11 protein-coding genes and 1 tRNA gene are annotated in these 16532 nt (G+C 38.3%); 3 read left to right on the top strand and 9 right to left on the bottom strand.

Going from position 1 to position 16532, the window contains the following annotated elements:
• The first annotated feature begins 22 nt into the window (after nt 1-22).
• The gene (locus tag L2586_RS19380; RefSeq protein ID WP_235294602.1) at nt 23-838 is read left to right on the top strand and encodes a S1 RNA-binding domain-containing protein; all 816 of its coding nucleotides are present in this window, start codon (nt 23-25) and stop codon (nt 836-838) included.
• A gap of 34 nt (nt 839-872) precedes the next feature.
• On the opposite strand, the gene L2586_RS19375 is transcribed toward L2586_RS19380, so the two are convergent.
• The 7 genes from L2586_RS19375 to L2586_RS19345 all read right to left on the bottom strand — a co-directional run bounded on the left by L2586_RS19375 (nt 873) and on the right by L2586_RS19345 (nt 13285).
• Nucleotides 873-3566: a hypothetical protein gene (locus tag L2586_RS19375; protein ID WP_235294601.1), complete on the bottom strand. Its 2694-nt coding sequence runs from the start codon at nt 3564-3566 to the stop codon at nt 873-875.
• Between the two features lie 111 nt (nt 3567-3677).
• Nucleotides 3678-5828 (bottom strand): S9 family peptidase, encoded by a 2151-nt coding sequence (locus L2586_RS19370; RefSeq protein WP_235294600.1) that lies wholly within the window; start codon nt 5826-5828, stop codon nt 3678-3680.
• Nucleotides 5829-7766: 1938 nt separating this feature from the next.
• Nucleotides 7767-9068: an ethanolamine permease gene (gene eat, locus L2586_RS19365; protein WP_235294599.1), complete on the bottom strand. Its 1302-nt coding sequence runs from the start codon at nt 9066-9068 to the stop codon at nt 7767-7769.
• On the bottom strand, nt 9065-9727 hold the full coding sequence (locus tag L2586_RS19360; RefSeq protein WP_235294598.1) for a glutamine amidotransferase-related protein: 663 nt from the start codon (nt 9725-9727) through the stop codon (nt 9065-9067). Before L2586_RS19360 ends, eat begins: the two co-directional genes overlap by 4 nt.
• Nucleotides 9724-11091: an aldehyde dehydrogenase family protein gene (locus L2586_RS19355; RefSeq protein ID WP_235294597.1), complete on the bottom strand. Its 1368-nt coding sequence runs from the start codon at nt 11089-11091 to the stop codon at nt 9724-9726. The genes L2586_RS19360 and L2586_RS19355 overlap by 4 nt, the downstream gene beginning before the upstream one ends.
• 37 nt (nt 11092-11128) lie before the next feature.
• Nucleotides 11129-11905, bottom strand: a complete 777-nt coding sequence (locus tag L2586_RS19350) for a glucose 1-dehydrogenase (RefSeq protein ID WP_235294596.1) — start codon at nt 11903-11905, stop codon at nt 11129-11131.
• Between the two features lie 51 nt (nt 11906-11956).
• Nucleotides 11957-13285, bottom strand: a complete 1329-nt coding sequence (locus tag L2586_RS19345; RefSeq protein ID WP_235294595.1) for a glutamine synthetase family protein — start codon at nt 13283-13285, stop codon at nt 11957-11959.
• A gap of 230 nt (nt 13286-13515) precedes the next feature.
• Between L2586_RS19345 and L2586_RS19340 the strand changes: the two genes are divergently transcribed.
• Nucleotides 13516-13588 (top strand) — tRNA-Met (locus tag L2586_RS19340).
• A gap of 712 nt (nt 13589-14300) precedes the next feature.
• Here L2586_RS19340 and L2586_RS19335 read toward each other — a convergent pair.
• Nucleotides 14301-14558 carry a hypothetical protein gene (locus tag L2586_RS19335; RefSeq protein ID WP_235294594.1) on the bottom strand — a complete coding sequence of 86 codons (258 nt, stop codon included), beginning with the start codon at nt 14556-14558 and terminating at the stop codon, nt 14301-14303.
• Between the two features lie 324 nt (nt 14559-14882).
• Here L2586_RS19335 and L2586_RS19330 point away from each other — a divergent pair, with 324 nt between their 5' ends.
• A complete protein-coding gene (locus tag L2586_RS19330) occupies nt 14883-15539 on the top strand; it encodes a hypothetical protein (RefSeq protein ID WP_235294593.1) in 657 nt (218 codons plus the stop codon).
• A gap of 212 nt (nt 15540-15751) precedes the next feature.
• Here L2586_RS19330 and L2586_RS19325 read toward each other — a convergent pair whose 3' ends face one another.
• Nucleotides 15752-16531, bottom strand: coding sequence for a dienelactone hydrolase family protein (locus L2586_RS19325; RefSeq protein WP_235294592.1), 780 nt, complete (start codon nt 16529-16531; stop codon nt 15752-15754).
• Nucleotide 16532: the final 1 nt, after the last annotated feature.

The following is a 16532-nucleotide window of genomic DNA, read 5'->3' as shown; positions in this document are numbered from 1 at the left end:
AGAATATAATTAATTTTGTGGTATGATAAAGATAGGCAAAACGCAGAAATTAGCAATTCTTGAGAAAACCAAGACAGGATTAAAGTTGGAAGGTGGATTAGAAATTGAAGATAGCAAGGGAGAAGTTGGTGATTTTTTAGAAGTCTTTGTCTATAATGATGGAGAATCGATCGTTGCAACGGAATCAAAGCCATTAATTGAACTAGGAGGATTCGAAACACTTAGGGTGTCCGAAATAAACATGGTCGGTGCATTTTGTGATATGGGTATAGAAAAGGATTTATTGATACCTTATCGAAACCAAGCTAAGGATATGATTCCGAACCGAGATTATGTCATACACATGTATATTGATGAAATGACCAATCGGCTAGTAGGAACGGCAAAATTGAAGAACTATTTAGTGTCAATCGCTGAAGACGATATTGCTTTTGGTCAAGAAGTAGATCTGATCGTTTATGGGGAAACGAAATTAGGTTATGTGGTTATCATTAATCAGAAATATGAGGGATTAATTTATGAAAGTGATGTGCACGAAATTCTGAGGCATGGCCAAAAATTAAAAGGATATATCAAGCCAATCAGAGAAGATGGAAAGATAGACGTTAGTCTTACTCCTCTTGGTCATCAAAGTATCGAGCCGAATGGACAGAAAATTCTCGATATGCTTAAGAAAGAGGATGGCTTTCTTCCGTTTAATGACAAGAGTGACCCAGATGCTATAAGAAGTAAGTTCCGACTGAGTAAAAAGCTTTTCAAGAAGTCCGTAGGTGGTCTTTATAAAAAGAGATTGATCACGATGGAGAAAGATGGGATTCGGTTGGCTGATAAGAATTAAAATTTAGAATCGATTAAGCATCTTTATCATAAATTTATTCCGTCTGGATTAGTTCAGAATCATCCCTAACTACAATAAGACTATTTACAGTTGAAGTGAAAATATTCCACTCCGGAGACATCATTCTTTCTGCAGCCATGTCCAGAAGAGTGCCATTACTAATATTCACTCTTGTTCCTATATTATAATCTTTGCCTATAAATTTCACGTAACTGCTCACAATATCCAATTGATCAAATGTCAGGTCTACCCTATTATCTACAGTAAACTCATCAGTGATGTTTCTAAACTCTAGAATATTAGTGTTCATGACAGTATACAAAACCATATTATTATTTTTATAATAACTGTGCTCATCAAAAATCAGCCTAGGTCTATTTTGTGGATTATAATTTGTGCTGCATCCACCCGATACTGTGGACCAATTACTTCTGGTTGCAAAATTTTCATTTGTTTTCCCTGTCCAGTAAAGTGGGATACTTTGAGAAGTGTTAAATGGTGTAAAATTAATCCCTATATTTCCTCCAATATTATTACCTCCTGGTGCATGGAAAACACCTTCCACAATTCCTTCTATATTCTCGATATCTATTGGACCAACGATGCATAAATTACCATCAGGATTAATAATTTTTCCTCGATTGGTATTACTGGTTGATCTGAGGCTAGCTGGCAAACTTGAAGAATTAGACTTAATTTCTTTGTTGACCGTTATCTCTACATTCGGTAGAATTTCAATTTCTGAATCCTCGTTATTTAAGATTAATTCTTCTAATTCCATATCTGCTATTACGCGCACTTTCCCAGTGCCACTAGCATTCAAAACATTAAAGCTAAAAGGCCAATTTTCAAAAGAATAGGTACTTGGATTGGTCAATGTAAGGTTGTAAAAATCATACGACTTTCTTGATTGAAAGGATTCACAAGTTATGGTGCTCGTACCTGCATCTAAAACTTGATCCACGCCATTATTTGCAGCAAGATTTAAGCTACCATTTACAGTAATATCTGAGTTATTGAAATAAAAATTATTACCGTCTACATTATCCACTGACCAAGAGCCGGTAAGGACATCTTTTCCATTGGTATAAAAATTTGCCCCATCGAAAAACATGGATTCACAATTTAAGGGACTATTCAGTAAAAAATCAGTGCCTTTACTTTCAAATCTCAAAGAAGGCAATTCCGACTCAGAGTAAATATTAATTTGACCATTTCCAGAAAATCGTATGCCTTCATTTCCTGAAAAAGTTGCGAATTTTGCAACATATAAATCACCAGTTACATTTAATGGCTCATTTAATTCTAAATCTATGACTCCGTTATCTTTTATCCATGAAAAATCATGACAAGATGCTTCGAAGTTGGATGGAATTATTATTTGAGAAGGTGATGCATTATCAATAATTACATTATCAACTGCTGTAGGAATGCAGCCATTGTTTGCTGAAGAATCCCAATTCTTAAAATAGGTCCACAAAAAGTCACCCCCCGCGTTTGTCCAATAATAATCAATAGCTGGCAAAGGATTAATTATATTCCATCCTGTAGAACTACCTGATAGTATCCCAGCATTTAAATAATAAGTGCCCGAACTTCCAGCGGAAACATTATATAATTTTAGACGAAAGAGTGTTACAGCTGAATTTATTGATTCTATTGTTACAGAAGAAGTATATTTCGCTTCTATAGTAGGCATGGTGTTACAAGGGCCAAGGCTCGGTGTATTTACGACATTTAAGTGAATAATATTTTCTCTACCATTTCCTCCATTGATCTGGATAATATTATCTGTATTCAGAATAGTTAATGAATTTATTTCGACACCTCCGCCTATCCTTGTAACATCAACATCATCAATGGTAACACTTGCAAAAACACAACCTGCACAATCCATGTTATTATCTTCAATCGGATTACTTAACCCAGGCTCGTAATCTTGCAAAACCAGCTCATCATATGTTGTTGTATTATTCAATTGAGAAGGATTACCTTTAAACACTTCCGCATGAATTGTATGACTTCCTATAAAATCTAGAGACCCATACACAAACTTAGCATCAAAGGTTCCACAAAATATTTCAGAACCATCAGTATATACATCCTTAGAATATTGATTATTAGACGCTTGGCTATCATGAAATAAAAGTAAACCTTCAGTTCTAACTTCAAATCCATTCGTCTGCCACTCCCCTCCATACATCCTAATTCGAGAGGAAGCATATAAATCCGTGTATTGCAAATAATCACCTATTGCATCTTTAAATTCTATATGATTCAAATTAATACCCGATGTAATGAGATTGTGCTTCACACTATTTCCTTCGATCAACACCTCATTCGCAAAGCTAACGGCTTCTGTAAAAGAAGTGATGACAGGAGTATAAATATATATGTCTTTGAATACTTTTAGCGTTGTAGGATTGCTTACTGTCCCCTCAAAATCCAAGGTGAAATTATCTAAATCTTGTTCAATGATGATGGTACTAACTTCATAGGTTACCCCTGCCTGAAAAACAATTTCTTCTCCAGTATGAAGTCCAGAATTAGCATCAAAAATTACAGTTGTGTTCTGATCAGGTATTCCCTGACCTCCGCTGCCACCTGAAGATTGGGACCAGTTTGCTGGGTCTCCAAAATTTCCACCAAATTTATTTACCCAATATAAGTCTTGAGAAAAAACCAATGTCGAAAAAAAACATAATAATATTGTGATTATCTTATACATATGATTTTAAATTATCATTAAAATTATCTAAAACACATGTTATCCGAATCACCCTAATGGGTGATTTTTTTTATTTATATCGAGCGAAATTCTACTTTTTTCTTTATATATCTAAGCTCTTCCATCTCTCTTATAGACAATCTTATATTCTTTCGGCGGATCCTGATTCAATAAATTTTTCACAAAATAATCCCATCGCTTTCTCATCATATACATCGTATCTGCACCAAAACCATGTCGCGCATTTGGAAAAATGAGCAAGTCAAAATCTTTATTCGCTTTAATCAACGCATCTACTACCAAATGGGTATTATATGGAGGAACGTTATCATCTAACCCACCGTGAGCTAACAATAACTTCCCTTGTAAATTTCCAGCCTTCAGTTGGTTTGCTTGCTTTTCGTAGTTGTCTCCTACTTCTAATCCAACATATCTTTCGCCCCAATCATCTTCATAGTTTCTGTTGTCATGATTACCTGATTCAGAAATCCCAACATCAAAAAATTCTGGATAATCAAACATCGCCGCAGCCGTTGCAAATCCACCTCCAGAATGCCCCCATATCCCTACTCGATCTAGGTCAATGTATGGATATTTTTCTGCTAATTGCTGCATCGCCGAAACTTGATCAGGTAAAGTGTTCACTGACATATCACCGTAGCATGCATCATGAAATGCTTTCGAACGACCAGGATTACAAGTTCCATCTATCGCAACAACAATGAAACCTAGTTCTGCAAGTGCTTGGTGGTCTCCCCTACTCGGACTGAATGATCGTCTACCCACACTTCCCCCTTGTGGACCTGGATAGATATAATTTACAATTGGATACTTTTTGTTCTCATTTAAGTGAGTCGGTGTAAACATTAACCCATAAAGGTCAAATTTTCCATCTTCCGATTTTACTTTCACGGGCGTAGGTGCCTTCCATCCAGAAGCTACAAGTCTAGAAATATCTGCTTTCTCTAAGGTTTCAACTAAGGTACCATCTATCTTTCTTAAGACAGATACTGGTGGAACATCAGGCTGAGAATAATTGTCAATAAAAAACTGTCTATCTGGAGAAACGGAAACAGAATGATGTCCCACTTCAGGTGTTAATAGTTTCAGGTTCTTCCCTGAGAAATCCACAACATAGAAATGACTAAAATAAGGATCTACTCCTTCTTCTCTTCCATTCGCCTCGAAATATATCTTCCGATTTTTTCGGTCAATTTTTTCTACTTTAGTGACGACAAAATCTCCAGAAGTAATCTGATTTTTCAACTTACCAGTTGCTAAGTCGTAAAGGTATAGGTGTCCCCAATTATCCTTTTCAGAATACCAGATAAACTCATTGGTCTCAGGCATATATTCCCAGTTAATTGTTCCCTGCCCTGATTCATACTGAGTTTCGACCACTTCTTTATGTACACTTCTAACTTCTCCTGTTTTAGCATCTGCAATTTTCAAATGTGCTATTTTATGATCTCTAGACGTAGAGACAAAAGCTAATTTCGTCCCGTCTGCATTCCATTCATTATCATCAAATTCTCCACTGCATGAGATATCATCACACTGAGTCCCTCTTCTCGGATCTGGATCCATTTTTAATCTCACCATTTCCCCATTGTCAACATTGATAATAACTCTATGAATTTGAATTACTTTTTCATCTTGAGGTAGCGGATATTTCCAAGATTGAAGTTCGGGTTCACCGACGGTGGTTTTCACTAGATACATATCAGAAACATGGCGTTGATCTTGTTGGAAAGTAGCCACTTTCTTAGAATCTGGAGACCATTTCACAACTGGCCCGTCGCCTTTTCTCCATCCTGCATTATCTGTTGCGTAACCAAAATTTTCTATTCCATCTGTTGTCAATTGCTTTTCCGCTCCAGAACTTAAATCTCCAACATAAAGATTCCAATCCTTAATAAAGACAACTTTTTTGCCGTCTGGAGAAATTGATTCTTTTCTACGATTATATTTTGGTCCTTCTGGAGTTTCAGGCATATCATCAACTGAATCGAAAGTCTCTTTCTCCTTGGTAATTAAATCATATACAACGTATTCTGATCCATCTTTAACTAAGTTCTTGTACCAAAATTTACCATCATCCGTCCAGTTCGCTCTGACATACATCCGATCGACGAGTGAGGATGTATTCCAGCTTAGCATTTTTTCTGCGTTTTGATAAGCTTCCGTGTCTATTTTATCCTGAGCAGAAATCGAAACTGCGAATAGAAATATGGCACATAACGATAGTATATTCTTTATCATAATGGTTGTTTTATTTGCCTTGAAGATAATTAATTTTAGTTAATATGAATATTTAAGAAGTCTCTTTCGAAGTGGAGTTTGGACGATTACTTAATGACGGTTAAATGTTTCTCGTTATCAATGGATCAGTAAGCTTGGAGTGCAACGGAAAGACTGCTGAGCCATTAGATCGAAGTGGTAATCCAAATTTGATATCACTATAGGTCCAGCGGACCGCTGTTGTTTGTAATACTACTTATCAATATAAATTGAGGTGCAGCGCACCGGCTTTGTAACTTTTCTATCGCTGAATAAACATACCCATGGAATGCACATTTCCTCACACTGGCTCCTGAAATATTCCTCACTATCAATGGACCAGTAAGCTTGAAGTGCAACGGAAAGACTGCTGAGCCATAAGGTCGAAGCGGTAATCCAAAACTGATATCACTATAGGTCCTGCGGACCGCTGTTGTTTGTAATAATACCTATGGATATAAATTGAGGTGCAGCGCACCGGCTTTGAAACTTTTCTATCGATGAATAAACATACCCATGGATTGCACATTTCCTCACACTGGCTCCTGAAATATTCCTCACTATCAATGGACCAGTAAGCTTGAAGTGCAACGGAAAGACTGCTGAGCCATTAGATCGAAGTGGTAATCCAAATCAACATATAAATTGAGGTGCAGCGCACCGGCTTTGTAACTTTTCTATCGCTGAATAAACATACCCATGGAATGCACATTTCCTCACACTGGCTCCTGAAATATTCCTCACTATCAATGGACCAGTAAGCTTGAAGTGCAACGGAAAGACTGCTGAGCCATAAGGTCGAAGCGGTAATCCAAAACTGATATCACTATAGGTCCAGCGGACCGTTGTTGTTTGTAATAATACATCAACATATAAATTGAGGTGCAGCGCACCGGCTTTGTAACTTTTCTATCGATGAATAAACATACCCATGGATTGCACATTTCCTCACACTGGCTCCTGAAATATTCCTCACTATCAATGGACCAGTAAGCTTGAAGTGCAACGGAAAGACTGCTGAGCCATTAGATCGAATCGATAATCTAAAATTGATATCATTATAGGTCCAGCGGACCGTTGTTGTTTGTAATACTACTTATCAATATAAATTGAGGTGCAGCGCACCGGCTTTGTAACTTTTCTATCGCTGAATAAACATACCCATGGAATGCACATTTCCTCACACTGGCTCCTGAAATATTCCTCACTATCAATGGACCAGTAAGCTTGAAGTGCAACGGAAAGACTGCTGAGCCATAAGGTCGAAGCGGTAATCCAAAACTGATATCACTATAGGTCCTGCGGACCGCTGTTGTTTGTAATAATACCTATGGATATAAATTGAGGTGCAGCGCACCGGCTTTGAAACTTTTCTATCGATGAATAAACATACCCATGGATTGCACATTTCCTCACACTGGCTCCTGAAATATTCCTCACTATCAATGGACCAGTAAGCTTGAAGTGCAACGGAAAGACTGCTGAGCCATAAGGTCAAAGCGGTAATCCAAATTTGATATCACTATAGGTCCTGCGGACCGCTGTTGTTTGTAATAATACCTATGGATATAAATTGAGGTGCAGCGCACCGGCTTTGAAACTTTTCTATCGATGAATAAACATACCCATGGATTGCACATTTTCTCACACTGGCTCCTGAAATATTCCTCGTTATAAATGGACCAGTAAGCTTGGAGTGCAACGGAAAGACTGCTGAGCCATAAGATCGAATCAATAACCTAAAATTGATATCACTATAGGTCCAGCGGACCGCCCTTGTTTGTAATAATATATCAACATATAAATTGAGGTGCAGCGCACCGGCTTTGTAACTTTTCTATCGATGAATAAACAGTATCAGCACGCTGTATCTTTTTAGATAACACACATGATTTTTTCGCCTCGCATAAACCTCTCACCTTAATCCTTCTGAAATATCTTAAAGGCAACAAAACTAATCGCCAATATCCCAAAATAAATCAAAGCTAACATGGGATTATACCATGAAACCGCGATAAGTGCTACACTAGCAATTACCAGCGCTACAATTGGCGTCAATGGATAAAACGGCACCTTAAATGGTCTTTCTAAATCCGGTTCCTTTTGTCTTAACTTGATAATACTAATCATCGAAATTACATATAATGTCAAAGCACCGAAACACGCAATCGTTATTATATCGCCAGTCTTACCAGTAAATAACGCGATTACGCCAATGATCATATTGACCACTAAAGCAACTGCTGGTGTTCTAAACTTACTGTGTACATTACCCAATGCTCGAGGTGCAAAACCAACCCTTCCAAATTCAAATGTCGCCCGACCTGCTGCGAGTATAATTCCATGAAACGAAGCCACTAAACCGAAAATTCCGATAGACGTAACCAGCTTAAACATGATGTGCCCTTCACCATACAACTTCGCCAATGCTAATGGCAATGGAGAGTCAGATGCGGCAGCTCCTGGCTCACTATATACAATAGCTTCCCAGCCTGCAACACCAACTGATGATGCAAAGGTCAGAATACAAAGAACAACCAATGTCAATATCGCCGACCCAAAACCAATCAATATATTTCTCTGTGGATTAACCGTTTCTTCTGCAACATTGGCAACGCCTTCTATCGCTAAAAAGAACCAAATTGCAAACGGTATCGCTGCAAATATCCCAGGAATTCCATTCGGCAATGCATTGTGCGTTATATTACTCCATTCAAATGAAGGCGCTGTCGCTCCAGCAAATATCAATAGCTCTATCACCGCAATTACCGTAATAACCAATTCGAAAGATGCTGCAAATTTCACCCCTAGAATATTGATAATCGTAAAGATGATATATACCACGATCGCGATCACAATAATTGGAATCGCCGGTAGAAACAAATTCAGATAAGCCCCGATAGCAAATGCAATCGCCGGAGGTGCAAATATAAACTCTATATTCTGTGCCATCCCTCCGATAAAACCCCAATTCTTACCCAAGGCTCGCTTCGAATAATCAAAGGCACCTCCCGCCTTCGGAATCGCACACGCTAATTCCGTATAGGAAAAAGTAAAGCACAAATACAACACAATAATAAATCCGGTAGCAATAGCAAGACCTAACGTCCCTCCTTTTTCTAATCCCAAGTTCCAGCCGAAATACATACCCGAAATCACATACCCAACTCCTAATCCCCACAACATTAATGGTCCTAAGGTCTTCTTTAATTCGCTACTCATATTGATTTTTTGATAAATTGAATAATGTATTGCTTGATCTCCTCTCGGCTAACCGTTTTTTCTAAACTCTTAATTCCCATTCGAACTGTTTCTTCACCCATTCGGGCGATCCTATTTTCCATTAATAACTGATCGTACTCCTTCGAAAACTCCGGATGCGCTTGAATGCCTAGTATATGATTTCCTTTCTGAATCATCCCATTTTCACACATTTCATTACCAGCAATTGTAATCGCTCCAGGTGGCAATACAGATATCTGATCTTGACACATCATCAATAAATTAAATCCTAATGGTTCAAACCTATGAACTCCGACACACCATCCTTTTTCAGATTTCTCCACCTTGCCACCTAACGCTTCTCCGATAATCTGATGTCCGAAACAAACACCCACAAAACACTTTTCCGCTGCATCTAATTTCTGAATAAATGATTTCAGATTCTTAATCCACACTTCTTCATCATAAGCCGAATGCCTAGAACCAGTTGCCATATATGCATCACATGAATCGATTTCCGTTGGTAATTCATTATTAATTGCATCATAAACCACAAATTCAAATTCAGGAAACAAGTCAGCAAACATCAACGGATAGTCTCCGAAGCGCTCTTGATATTCGGGATTCACATGGTCACATGCTAGTAGTCCTATTTTCATAATTCACGTAAATGAAATGATTGAGGTCGAGTTAATCCTTCGTATCCGACGCTTGATAAGGTGCAACCTTTACCACTGTTTTTTACTCCTGTCCATGCTAATTGCGGATCTAAATAATCGCATCTATTCATGAAAACCGTTCCTGTTTCTAATTGCTCACCTAAGTCTCGAGCAGCCCCGATATCTTTCGTCCATATCGAAGCCGTTAATCCATACTCACTATCATTCATTAACCGAATAGCTTCATCATCTGAGCCCACCTTCATAATTCCTACCACTGGACCGAATGACTCCTTCTTCATAATATCCATATCATGTGTAACATCAACCAAGACTTCCGGAAACAAATATGGAAGTTGCCTTTCTGCTTTAATATTGACCAATTTCTTAGCACCTTTCTCCACCGCTTCTATGATCTGTTGCTCTACATATTCAGCAGCTCTCGTCTTCACTAAAGGTCCCAATTGGGTTTCTGGATCCATCGGATCGCCCAGAATATAAGTTTTGGTCATTTTTCCGAATTTCTCGATAAATTCATCGTAAACTTCCTCAGCGACGTAGATTCTTTCTATTCCACAACAAGATTGACCTGAATTAAAGAATGCTCCATCGACCAAATTTTCTACGGCGTGATCTACATCTGCATCACTACGCACATAAGCTGGATCCTTTCCACCTAGTTCTAATCCCGCATTGACGAATCGATCAGAAAGGGAATTTTGAATAGCGTTTCCGCCTTCCACCGAACCCGTAAAGGCAACGTAATTAATACGTTCATCTTTAATTATCTGAGCAATCTGATCGTGATTAGTGTGCAAAAATTGGAACACACCCGAAGGTAAACCCGCATGTTCGAAGGCTTCAGCATAGCGTTCTGCAGTAAGTGGCGTCTGATCGGAATGCTTTAAAACAACCACATTCCCTGACATAAGCGCTGGAATAATTGAATTCACAGAGGTCAAATACGGATAATTCCACGGTGCCAAAACCAACACAATTCCATGAGGAACTCGCTTAATATAACGGTGATCATCTAAGTTTACATCAGCCAATGATTGCTCCGCAATAGATATCATATATTCTGCTCGTTCTTTCACTCCACCCTTTATTTCATTGGGCGTATACCGGATCGGGCGTCCCATTTGCATCGTTATTTCCTTGCCTAATTCATCAGCATTAGCAACGAGGTATTCCACCGCCTTAAGGCAATATTCCGCACGCTTTTTGATGGTCAATTTTCGCCACTCTTTCTGCGCTGAATGTGCTTCAGACAATGCGTTTTCGATAGCTTCCGAACTTGCATACTCCCTTTCTATATATACCGTTTGGTCAATAGGGCTAATGACCTGAAATTTTTTCTTCATGTGTTCAATCGCTTTTAAAAAATATGATTCGTTTCGCTTAATCTTCAGGTGTTACATAAGCAGCAGTAATTCCTCCATCGACTAAGAATTCATTTCCAGTCATGTATGAGGAATCATCAGAAGCTAGAAAGAGAGCAGCCTTAGCCATTTCTTCAGCTTCACCAAATCTACCCATTGGCACATGTACTAATCGTCTTTGTTTCTTTTCTTCGGTATCTAGAAAACTCATTAACAATTCTGTTCTCAATGGTCCGGGACTTAATGCATTCACTCTAATATTCTCTCTTGCATGGATCACAGCGAGTTCTCTACTCATAGAAAGCACTGCGCCTTTACTAGCTGTATAAGCTAATTGAGGAGTTGCTGCTCCTAAGTGCGCCACGAATGAAGCGGTATTTATGATAGAACCACCGCCTGATTTCCTAATTAAAGGAATACCGTATTTACACCCAAAAAAGACACCTTTCACATTGATGTTCATTGTCAGATCCCACACGTCAACCTGGGTCGATTGGCTATTTCCATCGTCGTTATGCATAATCCCAGCATTGTTAAATAAGATATGCAATCCTCCAAAATTACTCTCAGCTGCTGAAATCATGGCTTCGCATTGAGCTTGATTAGAAACATCCGTTCTGATAAAAACAGCTTCGCCTCCATTATTTTTAATTTCTTCGACAGTCTCATTACCGCCTTTTTCATCTACATCTGCAACTACTATTTTTGCTCCTTCTTTTGCAAATAAAATAGCGCTAGCTCTTCCTATGCCATTACCACCGCCAGTGATAAGAGCAACCTTGTCTTTAAGTCTCATTAAGTTTATTGTTTTAAAGTTTATTCAATTTTTCCTATGTCAATGTTGGAGTTAGATCTGTTCGAAATATCTCTTCCGTTCCCAATCCGTTACTGCACTATCAAACGCTTTCTGTTCTAAGTCAAAATGATGAGCATAGTGGGCAACCACCTTTTCTCCGAAAACCTCCTTGGCAAATTCACTTTTCTTGAATGCTGCATTTGCTTCGGCTAACGAGTAAGCGACTCTAGGTAATTCATTGGCTGCATAAATATCTCCTACAAAGATTTCTGGTGGTTCAATTTTGTTATTAACTCCATCCATTCCACTTGCTAATGAAGCTGCAAAAGCTAAGTAAGGATTACAATCCGCACCTGGAATTCTACATTCTATTCTCAGACTTTTACCTTTACCAACGACTCGAAAACCAGCTGTTCGATTATCATAACTCCATGCAAGTCTTGTCGGAGCCCAAGAACCATCAACATATCTTTTATAGGAGTTTACGGTAGGCGCATAAAAAGGCATCACATCCGGAACATGTTTTATCCACCCTCCCAGAAACCAACGGAATTCATCAGATCCGGAAACAGGTCCGATCTGTTGGTCTCCGGCAAAGATATTGTCATCCTCTTTCCAAATACTCATGTGAATATGACAACTAGAGCCTGCTTGATCTTCGTGGTATTTCGCCATAAAAGTGACCGAAGCGCCCATAGAATCTGCCACTTCTTTCAGGCATTGTTTGAACACAATATGTCGATCTGCCATATCGAGTACTTCAGCATACCTGACATTGATTTCATGTTGGCCTTTTCCCCACTCTCCTTTTGAGTTTTCAATGGGAACACCAGATTTTTTCAGATGGCTTCTTATTTTCGCATGAAAATTCTCGGTCCTTGTGCCTTGAAAAATGTGGTAGTCCTCTAAGTAATTGCTTGCAGGTTTCAGGTCTTGAAATCCAGCTTCATTTGCGGCTTCATATCCATCTTTAAAGAGGTAGTGTTCTAACTCTGAAGCAGCCATACATTGATAACCGCTATCGATCAGCTTCTTGGTCTGATTTTTCAGAATAGATCGAGGTGCAATGTCTTCATCTATATCGCATAAGACCAATGCTGTTTTATACTGCCAGTCAAGTATTCGAAATGTGTTCATATCTGGATGCAAATGAAAATCTCCATATCCCAGATCCCAATTGGCCGATTCATAGCCTTTCATGGGCTCCATTTCCATGTCTGTTGTCAGCAGGTAGTCACAAAAGTGTGTACCACCATCTGGCACTGTTTCCAGAAAGAATTCAGCATCATATCTTTTCCCAAGCAATCTTCCATAGTGATCTACGAAACCAACGATGATGGTTTCGATTTCTCCATTCTTGATTAATGTGTTAATATCCATTTCGAAAATTACATTAAAAAAGGTAAAATTTTAATACTTCTATTAAAAAATGGTCAACTTTTTAAAAGATTCATTTATTCAATTGGGATAAAGGTTCGAAGCTAATCAATTGATACATAGCAGCCCAAGTATAATGTTAGAAATAAAGGAGTTTTTTCTTGATGTTTTATTAAATATATGTATATTTGCAATCCCTTAGAAGAAAGGGAAACCCAAAAACAAAGAAATATCGCGGGATGGAGCAGTTGGTAGCTCGTCGGGCTCATAACCCGAAGGTCGTTGGTTCAAGTCCAGCTCCCGCTACTACAAAAGGCTTTCGAGAAATCGAGAGCCTTTTTTTATTACAGAATGTTGTAAAAATAAGCATGAAATGTAATAACAACTCTAACTTTTTCTATACCCACATTTAGCTTCTCGCTAAAGCAGGACAGGTCGCAGTCTAAATGTTTTCAGTAGGGATGGACCAGTAAGCTTGGAGTGCAACGGAAAGACTGCTGAGCCATATGGTCGAAGCTGAAGTTTTAATCTACAAACAATACTTTTCTTATTATATCATACCCACATTTAGCTTCTCGCTAAAGCAAGACAGGTCAAAGTCTAAATGTTTTGAGGTTTACTAACCACGAAAAAAGTATCGAGAATGCTGGACCTTTTTCTATACCCACATTTAGCTTCTCGCTAAAGCAGGACAGGTCGCAGTCTAAATGTTTTCAGTAGTGATGGACCAGTAAGCTTGGAGTGCAACGAAAAGACTGCTGAGCCATAAGGTCGAAGCTAAAGTTTTAATCCCAAACGATACTTTTCTTATTATATCACACCCACATTTAGCTTCTCGCTTAAGCAAGACAGGTCCGAGTCTAAATGTTTTTAGTAGTGATGGACCAGTAAGCTTGGAGTGCAACGGAAAGACTGCTGAGCCATAAGGTCGAAGCTAAAGTTTTAATCTACAAACGATACTTTTCTTATTATATCATACCCACATTTAGCTTCTCGCTAAAGCAAGACAGGTCAGAGTCTAAATGTTTTTAGTAGTGATGGACCAGTAAGCTTGGAGTGCAACGGAAAGACTGCTGAGCCATATGGTCGAAGCTGAAGTTTTAATCCCAAACGATACTTTTCTTATTATATCATACCCACATTTAGCTTCTCGCTTAAGCAAGACAGGTCGCAGTCCTTGCTTTCCCTGCACCTCCTTACTCTGGCTTACGAGTCTAAATGTTTTTAGGTTCACTAACCACGAAAAGAGAATCGAGAATGCTGTACCTTTTTCCACACCCACATTTAGCTTCTCGCTAAAGCAAGACAGGTCGCAGTCCTTGCTTTCCCTGCACCTCCTTACTCTGGCTTACGAGTCTAAATGTTTTTAGGTTCACTAACCACGAAAAAAGTATCGAGCATGCTGTACCTTTTTCTATACCCACATTTAGCTTCCCCTTAAAGCAGGACAGGTCGCAGTCTAAATGTTTTCAGTAGGGATGGACCAGTAAGCTTGGAGTGCAACGGAAAGACTGCTGAGCCATAAGGTTGAAGCTGAATTTTTAATCTCAAATCATACTTTGTCTTATTTTACATTATTTATTAAATTTAGAATAAAAAAATGTCATTCAATTACTGGCAGAAGTTCGATCACGACAATGTTTATCACATTTACAACAGAAGTATTCAAGAAGCGTTACTTTTTCAAGATAATAGTGATTATACTTACTTCTTAAAAAAGTATAAAGAATACCTTTCACCTTATTTTGCGACCTATGCTTATTGCCTTATTCCAAATCATTTTCATTTTCTAGTTAAAATCAAACCTTTAGACGCCTGCACTATTTTCATCAAAGAAGAAAAGACATTAACATCGTCAAAATTTCTAAATAATGAAATAGGTATAGATGAATTTCTAGTAAATCAAATTAGGAGATTTTTCAGTTCTATTGTCCTTAGTCATAATAAAAAGTATGGCAGAAAGGGAAACCTTTTTGCAAAAAGATTTAAGAGAGTTACTGTCTCAAAAGAAGCTAAATTATCCTATTTAGTATGCTACCTTCACCACAATCCGATCCATCATGGTTTAACTAAGTCTATGATAGATTGGAAACATTCATCTTTTAGAGCTTACAATTCAAATCAAAAAACTTTATTAGAGAAGGAATTAATTCTGAAGTGGTTTGGTGGATTAAAGGAGTTTCTTGAAGCTCACCTTTCTTTTCAATCAGATTTTAAAGATAATAAACGCATTTTGGAAAGATTGGAAATGGAATAATTTGAGAATTTATTTTTAAAATCATACCCACATTTAGCTTCTCGCTAAAGCAAGACAGGTCGCAGTCCTTGCTTTCCCTGCATTTCATCGCTCTGGCTTACGAGTCTAAATGTTTTTAGTAGGGATGGACCAGTAAGCTTGGAGTGCAACGGAAACACTGCTGAGCCATATTTCAGGGCTCATATTCGTTGGCTTAATAATAGATAAGATACTTACTGCCACAACTCCTTCAGCCACATCGCTGCATCCTGAACATATGGGACATAGTCACATGGCATAAAGTGCGTTAAACTATCGGCTTGCACAAAAGTAATGTCACTCCCTGCAGCAATCGATTCATCCACCCATTTCTTTGTGTCTGCAATAGGAAATAATTCATCATTTTCACCATGTATTACGTACATCGGAATAGTAACCTTGCGGCTTGTAGAATCAGTAACAGACATATCATATGAACTTGCAATAGGAATACTAGCAGTGAAAGCTTCGAATGCAACTTCTGCCATTAACCAACTCATATTTCCACCATTACTATAACCCGTCGCCGCTATTTTATCGAAATCGATCGGCCAATATTCTGTGGAAAGTCGAAGTAATGTTTGTACTTTATTTTGATTCGAAATCTCATACCATTCATCTTGACCAGCATTCGGATGGATAATAAATGCATCTAAATCCTGAAATCCAGGTTCAATGTAACAATCCGTTGTCTTATGTGCATCTGCACTCCCACCTGAAGCTCCATGAAATGCCATAATCAATGGCCAATCCTGACTCAAGTCCACATCTGGTACAATCACCCTAAAACTATAAAACACATTTTCTGCAACTTCTAATTCAATATCCTGAACACCTGGATCTAAAGAAATAGCTTGGAAGTCCGCTCTTATAGTTGCATCTGTCACCTTCGGTAAAGGATCTTCCTTCTTACAACTGGAAAGAAATATCAAAAAAACAAATAGCAAACTAGATGGAATAATTATATTTTTCATT

This window comes from Portibacter lacus, from assembly GCF_021533215.1.
Classification (GTDB): domain Bacteria; phylum Bacteroidota; class Bacteroidia; order Chitinophagales; family Saprospiraceae; genus Portibacter; species Portibacter lacus.
Note: the sequence above shows the minus strand (reverse complement) of the source record. Positions and strands in the feature narration are given on the sequence as shown.